This window comes from Limnohabitans sp. 63ED37-2 (assembly GCF_001412535.1).
GTDB lineage: Bacteria > Pseudomonadota > Gammaproteobacteria > Burkholderiales > Burkholderiaceae_C > Limnohabitans_A.
Genome location: NZ_CP011774.1, coordinates 21,099 through 42,500, shown reverse-complemented (window position 1 = coordinate 42,500; position 21,402 = coordinate 21,099). Strand labels below are relative to the sequence as shown.

Here is a 21,402-nt window from a genome sequence, read left to right as displayed (position 1 = left end):
TTCCCAGGTTGAGCCCGGGGATTTCACCTCTGTCTTACATAACCGCCTGCGCACGCTTTACGCCCAGTAATTCCGATTAACGCTTGCACCCTACGTATTACCGCGGCTGCTGGCACGTAGTTAGCCGGTGCTTATTCTTACGGTACCGTCATGAGCTCCTCGTATTAAGAGAAACCTTTTCGTTCCGTACAAAAGCAGTTTACAACCCGAGGGCCTTCATCCTGCACGCGGAATGGCTGGATCAGACTTGCGTCCATTGTCCAAAATTCCCCACTGCTGCCTCCCGTAGGAGTCTGGACCGTGTCTCAGTTCCAGTGTGGCTGGTCGTCCTCTCAGACCAGCTACAGATCGTTGGCTTGGTGAGCCTTTACCCCACCAACTACCTAATCTGATATCGGCCGCTCCAATCGCGCGAGGCTCTTGCGAGTCCCCCGCTTTCATCCATAGATCGTATGCGGTATTAGCGTAACTTTCGCTACGTTATCCCCCACGACTGGGCACGTTCCGATATATTACTCACCCGTTCGCCACTCTCAAGGGGTTGCCCCCTCTACCGTTCGACTTGCATGTGTAAAGCATTCCGCCAGCGTTCAATCTGAGCCAGGATCAAACTCTATAGTTCGATCTTGATTTTTTTCGGTCTTTCGACCAACTCATAAATTGGAATCGACGTGGCAACCATTTCTGATTTCCACATCTTTTTTACTTCATGAGCGTTTGTTAGCTAATTAAAGCTAAGTTCCGAAGAACTTGGCAATCACCATCAAACGCCCACGCTTATCGGCTGTATATTTTTAAAGAACCCAAGCAGCTTAGAGCCGCTTCGTTTGCCTCGCTGCGATCAGCGAAGCCTAGAATTATGACACAGTTTTTAGCGCCGCGTCAAGTTTTTGAAAATTTCTTAGATCACCAAGATCTTTTCATCAACCCATTTGCCGCTCTTGCTTGGCTTCTTTTGAAACCTCACTTGTGAGCAGCGAAGCCCTCGATTATGGCACAGTTTTTTGGTGATTGACAAGTTTTTTGAACCTATCTTCCCTATTTCGTGCAGCCCGGCCCGGATAATGGGACCATGGCTTTACTCACACTACTGAACGCGTCCTTGGCTTTTGGCCACGTCGCACTCCTCGATCATGCCGACTTCTCTCTGGAGACGTCCGAGCGCATCGGCTTGATTGGTCGCAACGGCACGGGCAAGTCGTCCTTGCTCAAGATTCTGGCAGGCATGGAGCGCCCGGACGACGGCAACTTGCATCTGCAACAAGGCGTTCGCATTGCTTATGTCGCCCAGGAACCGCTCTTGATTGCAGAGCACACCATCTTTGAAGCCGTCCGTGAAGGCTTGGCTGAAGTGGTGCAATGGATCGACGACTACACGCACAGCCGGGGTGACCTCGATACGCTGCAAAGTCAAATTGAGTCACGCGACGGCTGGGGCTGGGAGCAACGCCTTGATGAGACGCTTCAGCGCTTACAACTCGACCCTAACGCCATCGTGCAATCGCTGTCCGGCGGCATGCGCAAGCGTGTGGCCTTGGCGCAGGCTTTGGTGACTCGTCCTGATGTGCTCTTATTAGATGAGCCTACCAACCACTTGGACCTGAACGCCATCACCTGGCTGGAAGACCTGCTGATTGACTTCAAGGGCAGCGTGATCGCCATCACGCATGACCGGGCTTTCCTGGACCGCATTGCAACCCGCATTGTTGAACTGGACCGAGGCAAGCTGCGCCTTTACCCCGGCAACTATGCCGCCTACCAAGTGCAGAAAGAAGAGCAACTTGCACAAGAAGCGGTGATTCAGGCCAAGGCCGACAAACTGCTGGCCCAAGAAGAAGTGTGGATTCGTAAAGGTGTGGAAGCGCGTCGCACCCGCAGTCAAAGCCGCATCACGCGCCTGCAAAACCTGCGCAGTGAACGCGCAGCCCGCCGTGAAAAAGTAGGCAACGTGAAAATGGAAGTCGCCTCAGGGGTGCCGAGCGGCAAGCTGGTGGCCGAGTTGACGGACGTAAGCAAGAGCTTCACCCAGCCCGATGGCTCGGTGCGCACCATCATTCAGAAGTTCACCGGCACCTTGCTGCGGGGCGACAAGATTGGCTTGCTGGGCCCCAACGGTGCCGGCAAAACCACCTTGCTCAAACTTATTTTGGGTGAACTGGAAGCCGACAGCGGCGAAGTGCGCCGCGGCACCAAGATGGAAGTCGCCTACTTTGATCAGATGCGCGACGCCCTGGATCTGAACGCCACGCTGGAAGACTTCATCAGCCCAGGCAGCGAGTGGATCGAGATTGGGAACAAACGTCAGCACGTCAAGAGCTACTTAGGTGACTTCCTGTTCTCGCCAGCGCGGGCCACCTCGCCCGTGCGTTCCCTGTCGGGCGGCGAGCGCAACCGCCTCTTGCTGGCTCGCCTGTTTGCACGTCCGGCCAACGTGCTGGTGCTGGACGAACCGACCAACGACCTGGACATCGAAACATTGGAGCTGCTTGAAGAGCTGCTGCAAACCTACGAAGGCACCGTATTTCTGGTCAGTCATGACCGGGCCTTCATGGACAACGTGGTGACCGGCATCATCGCCTGCGAAAGCGCCCCGGACCAACCGGGTCTGTGGCGCGAATACGAAGGCTCGGTGCAGGACTGGCTGGTGCAGTCGCAACGCAGCCAGGCCATCCGGGCTCAAGCCGCCCAGCGCAGTGGATCAGCGCCAGCGGCCGCAGCAGCCCCTGTCACTGCAGCAGCCCCAACCGCTGCAGCCCGCAGCAAGCTCAGCTACAAAGAGCAACGCGAGTTGGCCGAGTTGCCCGCCAAAATCGAAGCCCTGGAAAAAGAGCAAGCCGAGGCCCGCGCACAATTGGCGGACGGCAGCATTTACCAGCGCGACCCGGGTCTGGCACAGAAGCTGTTCAAGCGCGACACCGAAATCGACGACGTGTTGCTGGCAGCCATGGAACGCTGGGAAATCTTGTCGGCCCGCTGATGGCCGGCGACAAAGTCCAAATGGCGACCTGATCGGTAGCCTTTTGGCTCTACATTCAAAGGCATGACCTCCTCAGAACTCAGCGCCCTGTTGGTGCTGGCCACCGTGAGCAGCTTCACGCCCGGGCCCAACACCACACTGTCGACCGCCATGGCCGCCAACCATGGCCTGCGCCGTGCCATGCGCTTTGTGTGCGCGGTGCCCGTCGGCTGGGGCATTTTGTTCGTGCTGTGCGCCACGGGCTTGGGTGGTTTGGTGGTGGCTTTTCCGCCTTTGCGCTGGGGCATCGTGACACTGGGCACGGGGTATTTGCTCTGGCTGGCCTCGCGTTTGTGGCAAAGCGGCAGCTTGCAGCAGGCCGACAGCGCCAAGCTGCAAGTCGGCTTTGTGCAGGGCGTGGGCCTGCAATTCCTCAACATCAAGGCCTGGATGCTGGCCTTGGCCATCGTGGCGGGTTGGGTGGCCGGGCGCGAAGACGCCACAGCCCGCACGCTGGTGTTGCTGCCCATCATGGTGGCCTATGGTTTTTTCAGCAACCTGACCTACGCAGTGGCAGGCTCGATGCTGCGACACTGGCTGGCGCACGGTCGCCGCTTGCTGATGTTCAACCGCTGCATGTCGGTGGCACTGGTGGCGACCGCTTTTTGGATTTTGAACGGCTTGCGCCAAAGCGCGGGTTGATGTCTGCATGAACAACACCCCTCAACACCGCGAGAACTTGGGGCTTTGGCTAGGGCTTCTGGGCGTGTTCATTTTTGGACTGACCTTGCCCATGACGCGCCTGGCCACAGGCACGGTGGACGCACCACAAATGTCACCCTGGTTTGTGACCTGGGCACGAGCAGCGTTGGCCGGAGGCCTGTCGCTCATTTACCTACTGGCCGTGCGTGCACCGCGGCCCACCCCTGAGCAGCGCGGCCCTTTGCTGCTCTCGCTGATGGGCAATGTGATCGGTTACCCATTGCTGTTGGGTTGGGCGCTGCGCCATGTCACGGCCAGCCACGCGGCCGTGATCACCTCTTTGTTGCCACTGGCCACGGCGGCGGCGGCCGCTTGGCTCATGCACCAACGCGCCCGCCTCGGGTTTTGGGTGTTTGCCGCTTTGGGCAGCGCCTTGGTGGCGGTCTACAGCCTGCTGCGTGCCTCACAAATAGGTCACGGCTTTGGCCTGACCTGGGCCGACACCCTGCTCGTGGGCGCAGTGATGGCTGCATCCCTGGGCTATGTCGCCGGCGCCAAGGTCACAGCCAGCTTGGGCGCAGAAAAAGTCATCAGCTGGGTGTGTGTCATGGCCTTGCCCATCACGCTGCCCGGGGCCTGGCTCACTTGGCCCGACCAAACCATAGCGCCCCTCTCGTGGCTAGCCTTGCTGTACGTGGGCGTGTTTTCCATGTGGGCGGGCTTTTTTGCCTGGTTCCGCGGCCTGTCGCTGGGCGGCCCGCTGCGCGTGAGCCAGCTGCAATTGCTGCAACCTTTCATCAGCATTCTGGCCGCCGTGCCTTTGCTGGGAGAATCGCTGGATGCCATGACCCTGGGTTTTGCCCTGCTGGTGGTGGCCACGGTTTTCATGGGGCGGCGCATGGCCAACACCCCAAAATCGAACTGAACAAAAAATTGAGGAGCACAACATGAACTGGAAACTGGCCCAACGCGCCGAAAAAATGAACCCCTCGGTGATCCGAGAGATTCTCAAAGTCACCGAAAAGCCCGGCATCATCAGTTTTGCGGGTGGCCTGCCCTCGCCGCAGACTTTCCCGATCGACGCCATGCGCGAAGCCAGCGAGCGCGTGCTCAGAGATGACGGCAAAGCCGCTTTGCAGTACGCCGCCAGCGAAGGCTATGCGCCGCTGCGCGAATGGGTCGCCCAAGACCTGCTCAAGCAGGGCATGAACGTCAGCCCCGACCAAGTGCTGATCACCACCGGCAGCCAGCAAGGCCTAGACCTGGTCGCCAAGATCCTGATCGACGCCGGCAGCCGCATTCTGGTCGAGACCCCTACTTATCTGGGCGCACTGCAAGCCTTCACCCCCATGGAGCCTGTGGCCGTGGGGGTGAACAGCGACGACCATGGCGTGGATGCGGATGACCTGCGCGCCAAAGTGGGCACCGGGGCCGACAAAGCCCGCTTTGTCTATCTGCTGCCCAACTTCCAGAACCCCACGGGCCGCACCATGACCGAAGAGCGCCGCGCCGCCGTGGCGCAGGTGGCTGTCGAGTCTGGCTTGCCGATCATCGAAGACAACCCCTACGGCGACCTGTGGTTTGACGCGCCGCCCGCGCCCTCGCTCAGCTCGCGCCATCCCGAAGGCAGCGTGTACTTGGGTTCTTTTTCCAAAATCCTGGCCCCCGGCCTGCGTCTGGGTTATTTGGTCGCGCCCACGGCGCTCTACCCCAAGCTCTTGCAAGCCAAACAAGCGGCCGACCTGCACACGCCCAGCTTCAACCAGCGCGTAGTCGCTGAAGTGCTCAAAGACGGCTTCATTGATCGCCATGTGCCCACCATCCGCGCCCTGTACAAGCAGCAGTGCGAAGCCATGCTGGCCGCGCTCGACCGCGAAATGGCGGGCCTGGGCCTGAGCTGGAATCGACCGGTGGGTGGCATGTTTTTGTGGGTGCAACTACCCAAGGGCCTCAAGGCGATTCCTTTGCTGGACAAAGCCGTGGAAAAAGGCGTGGCCTTTGTGCCCGGCTCGGCTTTCTACGCCGAAGGTGCGGATGAAAGCACCCTGCGCCTGTCCTTTGTGACCGCCACAGTGGACCAGATCAACATCGGCATGAGCGCATTGGCGGCAGCGATCCGCGAATCGCTCTGATCCACACGACTCAGGACAAAGCCATGAAAACCCGCGCATTCCAACAAGTCGACGTCTTCACCGACACGGCCTTTCTGGGCAACCCGCTGGCCGTGGTGCTGGACGGCGAAGGCCTGAGTGACGCGCAAATGCAGGCCTTTGCCCGTTGGACCCAGCTGAGCGAAACCACCTTTGTGCTGCCGCCCACGCCCGAAGGGGCTGCGGGCAGGGCCGATTACCGGGTGCGCATCTTCACACCCGGCGCTGAGCTGCCGTTTGCAGGCCACCCGACACTGGGCACAGCCCACGCTTGGTTGAAGGCTGGCGGCCAGCCCCGGCAAAGCGGTCAACTGGTGCAGGAATGTGGCGTGGGTCTGGTCAGCTTGACATCGGTGGATGGCCGCTGGGCTTTCGCAGCCCCGCCCTTGCAACGCCAGACCCCAGCGCCAGCCCTGCTGGCCGAGGTGTTGGCGGCACTGGGCCTGCACGCCGACGAGGTGCTGGCCGCGCAAGACCTGAACAACGGCCCGCACTGGATGGGCATCTTGATCGACTCGGTGGACAGTCTGCTCGCGCTGGAGCCGGACCACGCGGCGCTCAAACGCCTGAACACCAAGGTCGGTGTGGCGGCCAAAAGAAGGGGCAGCGCTGACGGCCTCATCCGCCGCGCCAACCGCGAGGCCCGCGCTTTTGCGTCCTCCACCCGCATCACCAACGACCCCACCGATCTGGAAGTACGCGCCTTTGCCGCCCCGGTGGGCATCGCCGAAGACCCGGTCACTGGCAGCCTGAACGCGTCGCTGGCCCAATGGCTGATGGCCGAAGGCCACATGCCCACCCGCTACAGCGCCCGCCAGGGCACCGCGCTGGGCCGCGCCGGTCAGGTTTTTTTGTCACAAGACGAAAGCGGCCAAGTCTGGGTGGGTGGGGATGTGGTGGGCTGTATCAAGGGCACCGTCACCCTCTGATCACCCCAGCGACAGGCGAAAAGCCTTGGGCTGCGCACAATCGCAGCCCATGGGAACCCTCTATCTGGTCCGCCACGGACAAGCCTCTTTCGGGGCCGATGACTACGATCAACTCAGCCCGCTGGGCCGGCAACAAGCCGTTCGCTTGGGCGAATACCTGCGGCCCAAACTTCAAGGCCAACCCATCGAGGCCGTGATGATGGGCAGTTTGAAGCGCCACCGCCAAACTTGGGAAGGCATTGCCGAGGGCGCGGGTTTGCCACACATCCCCGCGGTCTGGCCGGGTCTGAACGAATACGACAGCCACGCGTTGATCGAGTCCATCCACCCCGAGCCGTTGGCCAAGCCCGACACGCCCGAGCTGTACCGCCACCACTTTCGCCTGCTGCGCGACGCCTTGCAGGCCTGGATGGCCGGACGCACACAGCCGCGTGACATGCCCAGTTATGCCGACTTTGTGGGCGGCATCGAGGCCGCGCTCGACCATGTGCGGCAAAACCACAGGGGTGACGTGATGATCGTCTCCAGTGGTGGCCCCATCTCGACGGCCGTAGGCCGCGTGCTGGGCACCCCGCCCGAGACCACCATCGAGCTGAACCTGCGCATCCGCAACACGGCGCTGACCGAGTTCGTGTTCACCCCCAAGCGCCACATGCTGCTGACCTACAACACCCTGCCGCACCTGGACAGCGACGCGCACAAAGACTGGGTCACTTTCGCTTGAAACGCCAATTTTCCCCATAAGAATTGGGTGTAATCCCTAGGAAAAACCTTTCAACGACAGGGGCAAAATAGACGGCATGAATTGTTCGACCGCCTGGCTTGCCCTCCAGACATTGGAAGGCGGCATTGAGCTCTCCCGCACACCTGCCGATCAGGCCGATCGATGGGGTGCACAACTGAGCGCGGACCTGCGGGAATGGGGACTTGAGTCGGCAGTTCAAACCCTCAGTGTGCCCTTGGAAGATGGCACGGTGGCCTTGAAGGCCAGCTTGCGGCCCGAATTTCAGCAAACCCACATGCCCGGGCACAACAGCCTGAATTTGCGACGCAGCTTAGGGGCCGTCAACCCTTCTGCTGAGAATGAGGCTTGGGCTTTGGAGCGTGAAATCTGGGTAGCCCTGTTGGGCTCACCCCATCGCTTTGTTTTCCATGACCTGGCGTCTCTGAAGTCGCACGTTCGGGTCAGACGCAACATGGCCTTGGCCGCACGTTTGACGGCTCTGGCCTTCAAAACCGAAGCGGCCGAACGCCCCGAAGCCGATTGGCACTACGAAGAAGAGCCCGGTTTCATCCTGCACCACGGTCGCCCTCTGATCAACGCACTGATCGCCGCCACACAACCCGAGGCCACCGGCAAGCTGTACGACTTCTCATGCTACCGCGCCACCGAATACGTGATCTTGCTGGGCATCGCGCAAGAGTTACAGGCTCACCACCCCGCATTGTTGGACGAGTTGCAGCAACTCAACGAACGCCACGCGGTGCGTTCGGGCCAGTTCCACGAGGTGTTCCTCATCGAGTACGGCAGCATGGAGGTACCCCTGCCCGCCCGTTTTTATGTCCCGGGCGATCGACTGTGGTTTCGCAACCCCGACGAGCGCTCCTCCGACGTCACCGGCTACGAAGGCTCTTGGGTCATGTACATGGGCGGAGGCCTGTTCAGCAATTTCTGGAAACGGGAAGCGCCGTTCACCCTCGAATCCAAAGCCATTGAAATTTTCCACTGGAAAGACGGTGTCTACACCGATGCCCATGGCGAGTTGCAGATGGACGAGTCGGTGGTAGAACGCTTGGTGGCACAAACCCAAGCCAACCCCGAAGCCCGAGCCCGTGTGCTGGAGCGCATGCTGCGCATGCGCGATCCCAAAGGTGTTTATGCCGAAGGCGGATGCATCGACACCACCCGCGAATACCCCAAAAACGTGAGCCGCGAGCACTGCGATTTGGTGCTGCCTCGCTTCTGACGAACGGGCAGCTTGGGCTCAGCCCACTTGGTCGGTGAGTGTGTCAGGGGGCAATTGGTCAATTTCAACCAACAGCTGCGCCAAGGCCCGCCCTGAAACATCCAACAAAGCTTGACCTTTGTCGGCAGTGGCAGCGGCCGCATTGCCCGCCGCGCCTTGACGGTTGTAGTCCTGCATTTGCCAACCCAGCTTGGCGCTTTTGCCGTTGCCCAGAATCTCGAAGCGCTCAGCGCGGTCTTGCGAAGTGGAGCGGAAGTTTTGCGCCAAGTTCATGCGCACACGCTCGGGTCGCAGCGCCAGCATCATCGAGGTTTCGGTGTCCCCCGCGTGCACACCAAAGCGGTGCTCTTCGGGCGGAAACAACGCGTTCACATCGTCGCCTTGCGCATCGCGAAGCGGCAAATTGAACCAGCTCACGCTGTAGACCAGCATGCCCTGCCGGGCCCGCAAATCCCGCGCCACGATGTCCATCACACTCACTTGTCCGCCGTGGGCGTTGAGCAGCACCAGCTTTTTCACACCACTGGCCGCCACAGACTCGCCGATGTCGGTCCACAAACGGATCACGGTTTCGGCCTTGAGCGTCAAGGTGCCTGCAAAACGCGCATGCTCAGGGCTCAGGCCCACCGTTTGGGTGGGCAAAAACAAGGCCGGCAATTCGGCAGGCAAGTGCGGCAAGCAAGCCGCCACCACGCCGTTGACCAACTCGGTGTCCACCGACAGTGGCAGGTGCGGGCCGTGTTGCTCGGTGGCGGCCACGGGCAAGATGGCGATGACCCGATCGATGGCGCGGCTTGGTGCCAAGGCCTGAAAATCGAGGGTGGTCCAGTCGGCCCAAAAACGCGAAGGGTTTTGCATGTTCGGCATCTTAATGGAGCCCGGGCGTGTAAAGTGCTTCTCGCACTGTGATGAAGCCCCCCGCCCGAGGCGCTGGTGGTCAGAAAGAAGGATTGGCGTGAAAGTTTCCGTGTTCTCGCGTGGCTGGGCCACTGTTAAAAGCTGGGGCTTGGTTCTGGCGGGGCTGGGCCTGAGCGCCATTTTGTGGGCACCGCTGCCCGGCCAAGCTCAGACCGGCACGCTGTTTTCGAACAAGTCCGCCCCCGCCAGCACCTCAGGCACGGACGCCTTGCTCGGCGGTGACCCCCATGTGATCAACACCGAACAGGTGCGGGCCGAATTGCGGGTGCACGCCCCTGAGGGCATTCGGGCTGGACAAACGTTTTGGTTGGGTCTGCAGATCGAGCACCAGCCTGACTGGCACACCTATTGGCAAAACCCCGGCGACTCGGGCTTGCCCACTCGGCTTCAGTGGCAGCTGCCTGCAGGCTTGCAAGCGGGTGACATTCATTGGCCTCTGCCCAAAAAATTTCCCATCGGCACCTTGGCCAACTATGGCTACGAAGGCCGTTTGCTGCTGCCCGTGCCCGTGTCGGTGGGGGCGGACTTTCGCTTCCCGGACAATGGGCCAATGACCCTAGGCTTGCAGGCCGAATGGCTGGTGTGCCGCCAGGAGTGCATCCCCCAAGAAGGCCGCTTCAGCTTGAAGCTGGCCTCTGCCGCGCCCCCCAAAACCCACGCGGCTGGGTTTGAAGCGGCGCAAAAGCTCAGCCCCAAGCCCATGGCACAGCTGCAACAAGGCGGCACTTGGATTACGGGCGGCCAAGCCACCTTGTCCGCTGACACCAAGCAGATCAACCTGCGCGTGCACGGCCTGCCTGTGGGCTGGCGTGGCCAGACTTTGAGCGCCTTCCCGGTCACCCCCAATGTGGTGCACAACGCGGCCGTGCAGGGCAAAGACTGGACACAAAGCTGGCAAGGCGCGGTTTGGAGCGCCCAGATTCCGGTGTCTGAAGAACGTGGCGACAGCCCAAAATCGATGCGCTGGGTGATCGCGGTGGGGCCCGAGTCTGCCCCCAAAGCCCCAGCTTTTGACATCGAAACGCCTGTGCAAGGCGTTTGGCCCGCGCTGACCCAAGCCGCGCCCGCTGAGATTTCGCCCGCCTTGGCCAAAGCTCTGGCAGAGAACGCCAGCGCCGCACAAAAACCAGCGGCCTCCAGCACCACCGCTTTGGGCCTGACGCTGGCCGTTTTGGGGGCCTTGGTGGGCGGGTTCTTGCTCAACCTCATGCCCTGCGTGTTCCCGGTCTTGGCCATCAAAGTGATTGGTTTTGCGCAGACCGACTCCTCTCAGACCCAACACCGCGCGGCAGGCATGGCTTACACCGTGGGTGTGGTGCTGTCGTTCATGCTGTTGGGTGGCCTGATGCTGGCCTTGCGGGCTGCGGGCGAGCAACTGGGCTGGGGCTTTCAATTGCAGTCACCCCCGGTGGTGGCGGGCCTCGCGCTTTTGTTCACCCTGCTGGGTCTGAACTTGGCGGGTGTTTTTGAATTTGGGCAGATGCTGCCCAGCAGCCTCGCCACGCTGCAAAGCCGCCACCCGACGGTGAATGCCGGTTTGTCGGGCGTGCTGGCCGTGGCCGTGGCCTCACCCTGCACCGCGCCCTTCATGGGGGCCTCGCTGGGCCTGGCGATTGCGCTGCCCGTGTGGCAAGCATTGCTGGTGTTTGCCGCCATGGGCGTTGGAATGGCTGCGCCCTATCTGGCGGCGAGCTGGTGGCCGGGTATCGCCCGCGCCCTGCCGCGCCCCGGGGCCTGGATGGAGACTTTCCGTCAAGCCATGGCGTTTCCAATGTTTGCCACCGTCATTTGGTTGATCTGGGTGCTGGGCCAACAAACCGGCATCGACGGGGCGAGCAGCCTGCTGGCTGGGCTGCTCACGGTCGCCTGGCTGGTGTGGGCGCTGGGTTTGAGCGGCCGCACCCGCTGGGTGTTGAGCGGCTTGGCCCTGGCCGCCTTGCTGTGGATGGGCAGCAGTTGGTTGCCACAGGCTTTGCGAGAAGCACCGACAGACGCGATAGCAAGCACCCGCCAAACCGCACCCGACACCTTGTCCAGCGACAACGCGGCCACTTGGCAGGCTTGGTCCGAAGCGGCCGTGCAGGCCCAGCTGGCCGCTGACCGCCCGGTGTTTGTGGATTTCACCGCCGCCTGGTGCGTGACTTGCCAGTACAACAAAAAAACCACGCTGGCCGATACCCGCGTGTTGGCCGACTTTGCGGCCAGACAAGTGGTGCTGATGCGGGCCGACTGGACCCGGCGCGACCCGGCGATCACGCAGGCGCTCACGGCACTGGGCCGCAGCGGCGTGCCGGTCTATGCCTTGTACGCCCCCGGCCGTGCACCCGTGCTCTTGTCGGAGCTGCCCAGCGTGGCCGAAGTGCAAAGCGCCCTTCAAGGCCTACCGGCCCGTTAAGCCCCCTGTTGAAGCGCAGCTGTGTCGCGCATAGCCCTGAAAGAGCCGCCGTCGATCTGCGTTCGCGGCCTGCCACAATAAGGGCATGCGCTCTTTTGCCCCCCTCCAAAACGACACCTTCCTGCGTGCTTGCCTGCGCCAGGCCACCGACCACACCCCCGTCTGGCTCATGCGCCAAGCTGGGCGGTATTTGCCCGAGTACTGCGCCACCCGCGCCAAGGCCGGCAGCTTCATGGGCCTGGCCACCAACGTGGATTACGCCACCGAAGTGACGCTGCAGCCCCTGGACCGTTACCCGCTCGACGCCTCCATCTTGTTCAGTGACATCCTCACCGTGCCCGACGCCATGGGCCTGGGCCTGTCGTTTGCACAAGGCGAAGGCCCGCGCTTTGCCAAGAATGTGCGCGACGAAGCGGCTGTGGCAGACCTCGCCGTGCCCGACATGAACAAGCTGCGCTATGTGTTCGATGCGGTCACCAGCATCCGCAAGGCACTCAACGGCCGTGTGCCCTTGATCGGTTTTTCCGGCAGCCCCTGGACGCTGGCGTGCTACATGGTCGAGGGTGCGGGCTCTGACGACTACCGGCATGTGAAGACCTTGATGTACAGCCGTCCGGACCTGATGCACCGCATTTTGGAGATCAACGCAGATGCCGTGGCCCTGTACCTGAACACCCAAATCGAAGCGGGTGCCCAAGCGGCCATGATTTTCGACAGCTGGGGCGGCGTGCTGGCCGATGGGGCTTTCCAGCAGTTCAGCATGGCCTACACCGCACGCGTCCTCTCGCAACTGAAGACCGAGCACAACGGCCAGCGCATCCCCAGCATCGTCTTCACCAAGGGCGGGGGCCTGTGGCTGCCCGAGATGGCGGGCCTGAACTGCGACGTGCTGGGCCTGGACTGGACCATGAACCTGGGCCGTGCCCGCGCACTCGTGGGCGGCCAAGTCGGCGGCACGGGCAAAGCGCTGCAAGGCAACATCGACCCGAACATCTTGTTTGCCCCGCCCGCGCAGATCGCGACCGAAGTGCACCGGGTGCTGGACAGCTTTGGCACGCCGCACACCGACCGCTCAACCACAGGCCCCACACACATCTTCAACCTGGGCCACGGCATCAGCCAATACACCCCGCCCGAACATGTGACGGCGCTGGTGGAGGCGGTACACAGCCATTCGCGCAAGCTGCGTCAGGGCGTCTGAAAACCGAAGGCCTCAGCAGGCATAAAAACAACAAACAAGTCGGAATATTTTCAAAAAAAATCGGCTTCTCCTCTTGACTTATGCACAAAATTTGGTCCTTCGACTTTTGGAAATTTCTCCACACCCTTATGAATCAGTCCGACATGGGTGCGAGCTAAGTCATTGATTTTATTGATGTAATTTTCAATGCCCATCTGATGAGCAATCCAGCAAAAGCCTTGATTTTTAAGGCTTTCGCGGCCTTGGTGACGAGTTTTCAACAAAGTTATCCACAGATTTTCTGGATGACCCGCAAAGCACTTAAAAATCAAGCACTTAGCTCCGCTTTCAAGACTTCACCTAACCATCAAAATTTCTAAATTTGTTCGAATCACATTGACTCTGACTGAACCACTTTGGATTGAAATTGCCCTTCAAACGCCTGCCCACAGCCAGGTAGGTGGGCTGCTGAGCTACCGCAGCCAACAGGCCCTGCAGCCCGGGCAACTGGTGCGGGTGCCGCTGGGGCGGCGCGACTTGTTGGGCGTGGTGTGGTCGGTTTCCTCTGCCGCTCCGGACTTGCCGCCTTCATCGGTGCGCGATGTCTCCAGCGTCCTGCAAGATCTGCCCCCGTTGGGTGACGCCTGGCGGCAATTGGTGCAGTTTTCGGCCCAGTACTACCAGCGCTCGCTGGGCGAAGTGGCCCTGTCGGCCTTGCCGCCGCAACTGCGCGACTTGACCAGCGAACAACTGGCGCGTCGCCTGAAAAAACAAAACACCGAGCGGGCGGTGCAAACCACGCCCGGCCCGGCCCTCTCTCCAGAACAAAGCGCCGTGCTGGACCAAATGGCCTCAGGCAGCGGGCCGTTTTTGCTGTTTGGCAGCACCGGCAGCGGCAAGACCGAGGTGTATTTGCAAGCCGTGGAACGCATGCTGGCGACCGACCCGCAGGCCCAAGCCTTGATCATGGTGCCCGAGATCAACCTCACGCCCCAACTCGAAGAACGGGTGCGGGCCCGTTTTGGCTCTGAGGCGGTGGTGTCCATGCACAGCGGCATGACGCCCGCCCAGCGCCTCAAAGCCTGGCTGGCCGCGCACGCGGGCCACGCCCGCATCGTGCTGGGCACGCGCATGGCCATCTTTGCGTCCATGCCGCACCTGAAGCTGATCGTGGTCGACGAAGAACACGACCCCAGCTACAAACAACAAGAAGGCGCACGCTACTCCGCCCGCGATCTGGCGGTCTACCGTGGGCGTTTGCAAAATGCCCAGGTGCTGCTGGCTTCGGCCACACCGTCGCTCGAGAGCTGGCACCACAGCCGCCCAGCCCATGCCGAAGACCCCGGTGGACGCTACCAACGCCTGTTGATGCCCTCCCGCATTGGCACCGGCCTGCTGCCCAAGGTGCGCCGGGTCGACATGAACAAACAACCGCGCCGCACCATCTTGTCGGCCCCGCTGGTGGCCGCCATCCAGGAGCGGGTGGAACGTGGCGAGCAATGCATGCTGCTGCTCAACCGCCGAGGCTATGCGCCCGTGCTGCACTGCGCCGACTGCGGCTGGAAAAGCGAATGCAAGCACTGCAGCGCGTTCCGGGTGTTCCACAAAATTGACCGCACCCTGCGCTGCCACCACTGCGGCCTGACCGAACGCGTCCCCCGCGCCTGTCCTGAATGCGGCAACGCCGACATCGCCCCGATTGGCCGCGGCACGGAGCAGCTCGAAGAACACCTGGGCGAATTGCTGGCCCATGTCTTGCGCCCCGACGGCACCCCCGTGCGCATTGCCCGCATCGACGCCGACACCACCCGCCTCAAAGGCGCCCTGGAGAGCCAATTGGCCCAGGTGCATTCGGGCGAAGTGGATGTGCTGGTAGGCACCCAAATGATCGCCAAAGGGCACGACTTTCGGCGTATCACCTTGGTGGCGGCGGTCAACCCCGACACCGCGCTGTTTTCGAGCGACTTTCGGGCGCCTGAGCGCTTGTTTGCGCTGCTCATGCAGGCGGCAGGCCGTGCCGGGCGCGACGCCGCCCAAAGCGCCACGAGTGAGATGTGGGTGCAGACCTTTCACCCCACTCACGCCCTGTTCGAGGCGCTCAAACAACACGACTACCCGGCCTTTGCGGCGAGCGAGTTGGCCGAGCGTACCGCCGCCGACCTGCCCCCCATCAGCCACCAAGCCCTGCTGCGGGCCGACGCTCGCAGCCAAGAAGCCGCCCAAGCGCTGTTGAATGCGGCCCGCGAAACCTTGGAGGCGCAACTGAGTGCCGATCCCGAAACCGCCGACTTGGTGTTGCAGGTGAGTGTGTATCCGGCCGTGCCCATGAGCATGCAGCGTGTGGCCGATGTGGAACGTGCCCAAATGCTGCTGGAAAGTCCGAACCGCATGGCGCTGCAAAAAATGCTGTGGCACTTGCACGGCGTGCTGCACCAAATGCGCAGCCAACCCGAGCACAAAGGCGTGATCCGCTGGCTGGTGGACGTGGACCCTCAGGCCATCTGAAGCCTTCTGAGCCCCGCTTGGCCCCCATCGGCGGCGTTCACATCTTGAAAAACGCCACCGCCCCCGAGAAGGTCAAGAACGCCGCTGCCGTGGTCACCAAAATGATGCGGGCGATGCGCCCGTTGTCCGCCCCCAATCGCTCGGCCAGCAGTGACACATTGCTGGCGCTGGGCAAGGCAGCAACCAGCACCATCACCTGCAGGGCAAAGGGCTCGATCGGCACACCCCACTGAATGGCCGTCAAACCGACCAGCAGCACCAGCACCGGGTGCAGCACCAACTTGATCAGCGCAATGGGCAGGTAATCGGCGCTGCGCAAAGGCCCATCAGGGCGCTCGTGCGCCAGCATTTGCGAGCGGGCCAGCACCGCACCGATGGTGAACAGCGCCACAGGCGAAGCCGCATCGGCCAGCAGGCTCACGGTCTTGTTCACCGGACCGATCAACTCCAAGCTCCAGAACGAAAACGCGGCGCCCAGGCTGATGGCCCAGGGCATGGGGTTGCGCAGCACCCCGGCCAGCGCCTTGCGGGCGGCCACCGCCGCACCATGCTGCCCGGCCGCGTCCATGCGCGACAAGGCCACACACAGCGAGGAGGTGATCACCAGATCGACCACGATGGTCACGATGGCTGGCCCCACCGCCTGCGCCCCAAGCAAAGCCACCAGCAAGGGCACACCCATAAAGCCTGTGTTCGGAAAGGCCGCCACCAACGCCCCCAACGACGCATCGTTCCAGCGGATGCTGGCATTGAGGCTGATGGCGATGCTGAACGCCACGATCACCAAGGCGCAAAACAAATACGTGAAAAACACCCCGGCGTCGAGCAACTGGGCAATCGGCGTGTCGGCCCCAAAACGGAACAACATGCAGGGCAGGGCAAAAAACAGCACAAAGCCATTCAGGCCAGGAATGGCCTCCAGTGGCAAGAGCCGCAGCCGAGCCGCCACGTAACCGCACAAGACCAGGGCAAAGAAGGGGAAGGTGACACGCAAAATTTCAAGCATGCTCCGATTGTCGGGGTAAACCAGTAGACGCCTCTGTCGCAGTCAGTGGCCGGCAGTCGCAGCCCGGACAGGCGAGGCCAGCGCCAAGGCCACATCACAGCGGTCTTCGCAGGCCGTGATGGCGCCACCAAGCGGGTGGCCAGGCGCAACACCGCTATGATGGCCCGCTTTGCCCTGATCGCCACACCTGCCCATGTCAGCCGGACTCAACAACGCCCAACTCGAAGCCGTGAACTATGTCTCCGGCCCTTGCCTGGTGTTGGCTGGAGCGGGTTCGGGCAAGACGCGGGTGATCACGCACAAAATCGGGCGCCTGATCGAAGCCGGGCTGGAGCCCAAGCGCATCGCCGCCATCACCTTCACCAACAAGGCCGCGGCCGAGATGCGCGAGCGTGCCAAAGATTTGATTGGCAAGGCGGCCAAGGATGTGACGGTGTGCACCTTCCACGCCTTGGGTGTGCGCATCATGCGCGAAGACGGGCAGGTGTTGGGGCTCAAGCCACAGTTCAGCATCATGGACGCGGACGATGTGACCAGCATCTTGAAAGATTGCGGGGGCACCACCGACGCGGCCACCGCCCGCCAGTGGCAATGGACCATCAGCCTGTGGAAGAACATGGGCCTGAATGCCGAGCAGGCCGCGGCCCAAGCGCCTGACGACAACGCCCGCGTGATTGCCCGCATCATGGCGCTGTACCAAGAGCGGCTGACGGCCTACCAAAGCGTGGACTTTGACGACCTGATTGGCATGCCTCTGAAACTGCTGGCCGACTACCCCGAAGTGCGCGAGCGCTGGCAAGCCAATATGGGCCATGTGCTGGTGGACGAATACCAAGACACCAACGCCACGCAATACGAGGTGCTGAAACACCTGGTGGGCGAGCGGGCCCGCTTCACGGCGGTGGGCGACGACGACCAGTCGATTTACGGCTGGCGCGGCGCGACGCTCGACAACTTGAAGCGCTTGCCAGTGGACTTTCCAAATTTGAAAGTCATCAAGCTGGAGCAAAACTACCGCTCCACCAGCGCCATCTTGCGTGCGGCCAACAACGTGATCCAGCCCAACCCCAAGCTGTTTCCCAAAACGCTGTTTTCGGAACTGGGTGAGGGCGAGCCGGTGCGCGTGGTCGATGCCGTGAACGAAGAGCACGAGGCCGACCGGGCCATTGCCCGCATCCAGTCGATTCGCGGTGGTCAGCTCAACCCGTCCAAGCACCGCGAGTTCAAGGACTTTGCCATCCTGTACCGGGCCAACCACATGGCGCGTCCCTTTGAGCAAGCGCTGCGCCGCGCCAACATTCCCTACAAGGTCTCGGGCGGGCAGAGCTTTTTTGACAAAGCCGAGATCAAGGACCTGTGCGCCTGGTTTCGCCTATGGATCAACAACGACGACGACCCGGCATTTTTGCGCGCCATCACCAGCCCCAAACGTGGCATTGGCCACCAGACACTGGGCCAGCTGGGCACCTTTGCCACGCAATACAAGTTGAGCCTGTTCGAGGCCCTGTTTGCGGGCAGCCTGCCCAGCGCCGTGAATGCCCGCGCCGTGACGGGTCTGCACGAGTTTGGCCGCTACATCAACGACCTCGAGTACCGTGCACGCCAAACCCTGGGCAAAGAGGCGGCGCTGGCGTTTTTGCTCGAATGGCTCCAGGAGATTGGCTACGAGTCGCACCTGTACGACGGCGAGGACAACGAAAAAGTGGCCTCGGCCCGCTGGACCAATGTGCTGGAGTTTTGCGACTGGATGGCCGGGCGTTGCGGTGGCGAGATCGAGGACGCCACCGGGGCCGAAACGACCGAGACCAAAAACCTGCTCGAGGTGGCGCAGACCATCTCGCTGATTTCCACGCTGAGCGAGCGCGAGAAAGACCAGAACGTGGTCACGCTGTCCACCTTGCACGCCTCCAAAGGTCTGGAGTGGCCGCATGTGACCCTGGTGGGCGTGAACGAGGGCTTGCTGCCTTTCAAACTGGGCGACGACAACACCACCGAAGGCGCCAGCCAGGAAGGCATCATGCTGCGCCTGCAAGAAGAGCGCCGCCTGATGTACGTGGGCATCACCCGCGCCCAGCGCAGTCTGGCTGTGAGCTGGACCAAACGCCGCAAAAAAGGCCGCGAAACCGTGGCCGCACTGCCCAGCCGCTTCATCGCCGAAATGCGGCTGGACGAAAACACCACCAAAGAAGACCCGCGCGAAAAACTCAAAGCGCTGCGGGCCGAATTTGCCCAACGCGCTGCCGCGTCGACGGCAGCGGCTGCACAGGCCAAAACATGAGCACACATCACCAGCGTCTTTGGGCCATCACCAGCATGGCCGCACTTTTTGTCCTGGCGGGCTGCACCAACTTGCCGCCCGCTTGCCCGTCGGCTGCCGACCTCAAGCCCGAACAACTGCACGGCGTTTGGACGGTAAAACTGGACAGCGCAGGCACTCACTGGTCACTGCAACTCGGCCCGCACCCCGAGCACCAGGGCAGCCTGCGTGGTGAACTCACACAAGGGGCGCTGCGCTACCCCGTGGTGGCTGACCTGGACGGGCGGGATTTCACCCTGGAAGAGTCACACGACGGCCAGCGCATCGCGGCCACTTGGCTGGGAGAGATGCAAGTGCAGCACTGCGATTGGTCCATCACAGGCGAGCGGCAAATGGGTGACGCCAAGCGACCACCTCAACCATTTGTGATTCGTTCAAACCGCCTTCGTTGATTCACGGACCACCAACTTGGTCGGCAACAAATCAGATTCGGGTTTTTCACCTGCCATGATGCGCAGCAAACTGTCGACCAGGTGAACACCGGCCAAATCCAAGGGCTGACGCACCGTCGTCAAGGGAGGGAAGCTGTGGGCAGCAGGCTCGACATCGTCATAGCCCACCACACTCACATCTTCGGGAACTCGGTAACCCCTTTCGCGCAACACGCCCAAAGCGCTGATGGCGATCAAGTCACTGGCCGCCACCAAGGCATCAAAGTTCAGGCCATGACGGTCCAGGTGCATGCGCAAAGCGTCTTGTGCTGCAAGGGGGGCGAAAGACGAAGGAATGTACAAAGCCGGGTCCATTTTCATGCCGGCCTTGCGCAACGCTTTCTGATAGCCCGCGTACCGTTTTTCGGGTTCTGGCAAGGACCTCTCACCCATGAATGCGATGCGCTGGCGACCCAATCCCAATAAATGTTCTGCGGCCAACTGTCCACCGCTGGCGTTGTCACCGCCCACACTGCAATACAACTGATTGGGCAACTGCGCCCCCCAAGCCACAAAAGGCAGGCGCTGTCGTGCCAATTCATTGAGTTGGTCGTGGTGGCCCCATTGGCCAATCACAATGATGCCGCCCACCCGACCCGAGTCGTACAGCGCTGAGACACGGTCCAGATGGTCTGCATCGACACGGGACAGCAGCATGTCATATTGGCGGTCGGTCAGCGCATCCGCCAAGCTACCGAGCATGCCCAGAAAAAATGGATCGGAAATGCTTTGCCGATTCGCCGAGTCGTAGGGGATCACCACCCCGATCGTGGTGTTGTCGCCTTTGCGCAAATTTTGCGCACCCAGATTGATGGTGTAGTTGAGCGATCGAGCCAACTCAATGATGCGCAAGCGCGTTTCTTCGTTGATCAACGAGCTGCCATTGAGGGCTCGGGAAACGGTTGCCGTCGACACACCCGCCAAACGGGCGATATCGGCCATTTGGATCTTGCGCTTTTCTGGTTCTGCTTTTGCCATTCAAGGTCTCTCAAAGTTCAATCCATGTTAAATCAAAAAAACGCCCCTACCCACGAGGGTAGGGGCATAAGGTTTCCTTGGAAGAAACACACTGAACAACTTGATGGAGCGTCTTTAGTTGGCAAACTGCTCCGAGCCAACAATGCCCAATTTGGTCAAGCCCATGCGCTGTGCATTGGCCATCACGGCCGCAGCCGCTTCGTATTTCGCTTTCGCATGAGAGCGAATGTGCAATTCAGGTTGCGGCTGCTGCGCTGATGCTTCAGCCAGCTTCGCTTCCAGTTCTGATCGGGTGACGGGTGTGCCATTCCAATTGATCACGCTGGCCGCATCCACATCGATTTTGATCACCACCGGATCGGCCTTCTTGGGCGCATTGGTCGGCACCGGCATGTCCAGATTCACCGAATGCAGCTGCGCCGGGATCGTGATGATCAACATGATCAACAACACCAACATCACGTCAATCAAAGGTGTGGTGTTCATGTCGATCATGACTTCTGGCTCGTCGCTGGAACTCGTTCCTACGTTCATTCCCATGCTCTGCTCCTTCAGTTACCGGGCTCGGTGATGAAGCCGACTTTGGTGATGCCTGCACGCTGAACCGCGTACATCACGCGGCCCACCGACTCGAAATCACTTTGGCCGTCGCCCCGGATCTGCACCTCGGGTTGAGGTTTCATCACCGAGAATTTCTTCATGCGCTCAATCAGATCATTGCTGTTCTTGATCTTGGTGTCATACAGATAGATGGTGCCGGCCTTGTCCACTGAGATGATCACGTTTTCGGGCTTGGTCTCGCGCACCACGTTCTTTTCTTTGGGCAAGTCCACCTTGACAGAGGTGGTCACCACAGGGATGGTGATCAAGAAGATGATCAAGAGCACCAGCATCACATCCACCAAGGGTGTGGTGTTGATGGTGCCGATGATCTCGTCATCGGCTTCGCCTACGTTCATGGCCATGTT

18 protein-coding genes and 1 rRNA gene (1 of these 19 cut by a window edge) are annotated in these 21,402 nt (G+C 61.2%); 12 read left to right on the top strand and 7 right to left on the bottom strand.

Going from position 1 to position 21,402, the window contains the following annotated elements; translation table 11 throughout:
* A 16S ribosomal RNA gene (locus L63ED372_RS00170) occupies positions 1 to 622 on the bottom strand; it reaches 911 nt to the left of the window's first position.
* A 450-nt stretch (positions 623 to 1,072) separates the two neighbouring features.
* Here L63ED372_RS00170 and L63ED372_RS00165 point away from each other — a divergent pair.
* The 7 genes from L63ED372_RS00165 (at position 1,073) to L63ED372_RS00135 (ending at position 8,704) form a co-directional block, all read left to right on the top strand.
* Positions 1,073 to 2,977, top strand: a complete 1,905-nt coding sequence (locus L63ED372_RS00165) for an ATP-binding cassette domain-containing protein (RefSeq protein ID WP_062401639.1) — start codon at positions 1,073 to 1,075, stop codon at positions 2,975 to 2,977.
* Between the two features lie 63 nt (positions 2,978 to 3,040).
* A complete protein-coding gene (locus L63ED372_RS00160) occupies positions 3,041 to 3,658 on the top strand; it encodes a LysE family translocator (RefSeq protein WP_062401636.1) in 618 nt (205 codons plus the stop codon).
* Between the two features lie 7 nt (positions 3,659 to 3,665).
* Positions 3,666 to 4,583, top strand: a complete 918-nt coding sequence (locus tag L63ED372_RS00155; protein ID WP_062401632.1) for a DMT family transporter — start codon at positions 3,666 to 3,668, stop codon at positions 4,581 to 4,583.
* A 22-nt stretch (positions 4,584 to 4,605) separates the two neighbouring features.
* Positions 4,606 to 5,790, top strand: a complete 1,185-nt coding sequence (locus L63ED372_RS00150; protein ID WP_062401629.1) for an aminotransferase-like domain-containing protein — start codon at positions 4,606 to 4,608, stop codon at positions 5,788 to 5,790.
* Positions 5,791 to 5,813: 23 nt separating this feature from the next.
* Positions 5,814 to 6,737: a PhzF family phenazine biosynthesis protein gene (locus tag L63ED372_RS00145; protein WP_062401626.1), complete on the top strand. Its 924-nt coding sequence runs from the start codon at positions 5,814 to 5,816 to the stop codon at positions 6,735 to 6,737.
* A 49-nt stretch (positions 6,738 to 6,786) separates the two neighbouring features.
* Positions 6,787 to 7,461, top strand: coding sequence for a histidine phosphatase family protein (locus L63ED372_RS00140; protein ID WP_062401623.1), 675 nt, complete (start codon positions 6,787 to 6,789; stop codon positions 7,459 to 7,461).
* A gap of 76 nt (positions 7,462 to 7,537) precedes the next feature.
* Positions 7,538 to 8,704, top strand: a complete 1,167-nt coding sequence (locus L63ED372_RS00135; protein ID WP_082431534.1) for a hypothetical protein — start codon at positions 7,538 to 7,540, stop codon at positions 8,702 to 8,704.
* An 18-nt stretch (positions 8,705 to 8,722) separates the two neighbouring features.
* On the opposite strand, the gene L63ED372_RS00130 is transcribed toward L63ED372_RS00135, so the two are convergent.
* A complete protein-coding gene (locus tag L63ED372_RS00130) occupies positions 8,723 to 9,562 on the bottom strand; it encodes a creatininase family protein (protein WP_062407444.1) in 840 nt (279 codons plus the stop codon).
* A gap of 97 nt (positions 9,563 to 9,659) precedes the next feature.
* On the opposite strand from L63ED372_RS00130, the gene L63ED372_RS00125 reads away from it, so the two are divergent.
* Positions 9,660 to 12,017, top strand: a complete 2,358-nt coding sequence (locus tag L63ED372_RS00125) for a protein-disulfide reductase DsbD family protein (RefSeq protein WP_231624513.1) — start codon at positions 9,660 to 9,662, stop codon at positions 12,015 to 12,017.
* A gap of 85 nt (positions 12,018 to 12,102) precedes the next feature.
* Positions 12,103 to 13,218: a uroporphyrinogen decarboxylase gene (gene hemE, locus L63ED372_RS00120; protein ID WP_062401620.1), complete on the top strand. Its 1,116-nt coding sequence runs from the start codon at positions 12,103 to 12,105 to the stop codon at positions 13,216 to 13,218.
* Between the two features lie 50 nt (positions 13,219 to 13,268).
* Here the strand turns inward: hemE and L63ED372_RS16295 are convergent, their stop codons facing one another.
* Positions 13,269 to 13,478 carry a hypothetical protein gene (locus L63ED372_RS16295; RefSeq protein WP_156343516.1) on the bottom strand — a complete coding sequence of 70 codons (210 nt, stop codon included), beginning with the start codon at positions 13,476 to 13,478 and terminating at the stop codon, positions 13,269 to 13,271.
* A gap of 121 nt (positions 13,479 to 13,599) precedes the next feature.
* Between L63ED372_RS16295 and priA the strand changes: the two genes are divergently transcribed.
* Positions 13,600 to 15,702 (top strand): replication restart helicase PriA, encoded by a 2,103-nt coding sequence (gene priA / locus L63ED372_RS00115; protein WP_062407441.1) that lies wholly within the window; start codon positions 13,600 to 13,602, stop codon positions 15,700 to 15,702.
* A gap of 37 nt (positions 15,703 to 15,739) precedes the next feature.
* Here the strand turns inward: priA and L63ED372_RS00110 are convergent, their stop codons facing one another.
* Positions 15,740 to 16,708: an AEC family transporter gene (locus L63ED372_RS00110; RefSeq protein ID WP_062401617.1), complete on the bottom strand. Its 969-nt coding sequence runs from the start codon at positions 16,706 to 16,708 to the stop codon at positions 15,740 to 15,742.
* A 193-nt stretch (positions 16,709 to 16,901) separates the two neighbouring features.
* Between L63ED372_RS00110 and L63ED372_RS00105 the strand changes: the two genes are divergently transcribed.
* Together L63ED372_RS00105 and L63ED372_RS00100 are read left to right on the top strand one after the other, a co-directional pair.
* Positions 16,902 to 18,986: an ATP-dependent helicase gene (locus L63ED372_RS00105; RefSeq protein WP_062401614.1), complete on the top strand. Its 2,085-nt coding sequence runs from the start codon at positions 16,902 to 16,904 to the stop codon at positions 18,984 to 18,986.
* Entirely contained in the window at positions 18,983 to 19,417 is a 435-nt protein-coding gene (locus L63ED372_RS00100) for a hypothetical protein (protein ID WP_062401610.1), read from the top strand. The genes L63ED372_RS00105 and L63ED372_RS00100 overlap by 4 nt, the downstream gene beginning before the upstream one ends.
* Here the strand turns inward: L63ED372_RS00100 and L63ED372_RS00095 are convergent.
* From L63ED372_RS00095 to L63ED372_RS00085, 3 genes are all read right to left on the bottom strand, one after another.
* Entirely contained in the window at positions 19,400 to 20,434 is a 1,035-nt protein-coding gene (locus L63ED372_RS00095; RefSeq protein ID WP_062401607.1) for a LacI family DNA-binding transcriptional regulator, read from the bottom strand. The genes L63ED372_RS00100 and L63ED372_RS00095 overlap by 18 nt on opposite strands.
* Before the next feature lie 114 nt (positions 20,435 to 20,548).
* Positions 20,549 to 20,974 carry an ExbD/TolR family protein gene (locus L63ED372_RS00090; protein ID WP_062401604.1) on the bottom strand — a complete coding sequence of 142 codons (426 nt, stop codon included), beginning with the start codon at positions 20,972 to 20,974 and terminating at the stop codon, positions 20,549 to 20,551.
* A gap of 11 nt (positions 20,975 to 20,985) precedes the next feature.
* Positions 20,986 to 21,399: an ExbD/TolR family protein gene (locus tag L63ED372_RS00085; protein WP_062401601.1), complete on the bottom strand. Its 414-nt coding sequence runs from the start codon at positions 21,397 to 21,399 to the stop codon at positions 20,986 to 20,988.
* Positions 21,400 to 21,402 lie beyond the last annotated feature (3 nt).

Bases quoted from the DNA above. Each gene is read 5' to 3' on its own strand.
- L63ED372_RS00100 (WP_062401610.1), top strand. From the start codon at position 18,983: ATGAGCACACATCACCAGCGTCTTTGGGCCATCACCAGCATGGCCGCA.
- L63ED372_RS00105 (WP_062401614.1), top strand. From the start codon at position 16,902: ATGTCAGCCGGACTCAACAACGCCCAACTCGAAGCCGTGAACTATGTC.
- L63ED372_RS00090 (WP_062401604.1), bottom strand. From the start codon at position 20,974: ATGGGAATGAACGTAGGAACGAGTTCCAGCGACGAGCCAGAAGTCATG.
- hemE (WP_062401620.1), top strand. From the start codon at position 12,103: ATGCGCTCTTTTGCCCCCCTCCAAAACGACACCTTCCTGCGTGCTTGC.
- L63ED372_RS00165 (WP_062401639.1), top strand. From the start codon at position 1,073: ATGGCTTTACTCACACTACTGAACGCGTCCTTGGCTTTTGGCCACGTC.
- L63ED372_RS00095 (WP_062401607.1), bottom strand. From the start codon at position 20,434: ATGGCAAAAGCAGAACCAGAAAAGCGCAAGATCCAAATGGCCGATATC.
- L63ED372_RS00135 (WP_082431534.1), top strand. From the start codon at position 7,538: ATGAATTGTTCGACCGCCTGGCTTGCCCTCCAGACATTGGAAGGCGGC.
- L63ED372_RS00110 (WP_062401617.1), bottom strand. From the start codon at position 16,708: ATGCTTGAAATTTTGCGTGTCACCTTCCCCTTCTTTGCCCTGGTCTTG.
- L63ED372_RS00145 (WP_062401626.1), top strand. From the start codon at position 5,814: ATGAAAACCCGCGCATTCCAACAAGTCGACGTCTTCACCGACACGGCC.
- L63ED372_RS00130 (WP_062407444.1), bottom strand. From the start codon at position 9,562: ATGCAAAACCCTTCGCGTTTTTGGGCCGACTGGACCACCCTCGATTTT.
- L63ED372_RS00150 (WP_062401629.1), top strand. From the start codon at position 4,606: ATGAACTGGAAACTGGCCCAACGCGCCGAAAAAATGAACCCCTCGGTG.
- L63ED372_RS00085 (WP_062401601.1), bottom strand. From the start codon at position 21,399: ATGGCCATGAACGTAGGCGAAGCCGATGACGAGATCATCGGCACCATC.
- L63ED372_RS00140 (WP_062401623.1), top strand. From the start codon at position 6,787: ATGGGAACCCTCTATCTGGTCCGCCACGGACAAGCCTCTTTCGGGGCC.
- L63ED372_RS00160 (WP_062401636.1), top strand. From the start codon at position 3,041: ATGACCTCCTCAGAACTCAGCGCCCTGTTGGTGCTGGCCACCGTGAGC.
- L63ED372_RS00155 (WP_062401632.1), top strand. From the start codon at position 3,666: ATGAACAACACCCCTCAACACCGCGAGAACTTGGGGCTTTGGCTAGGG.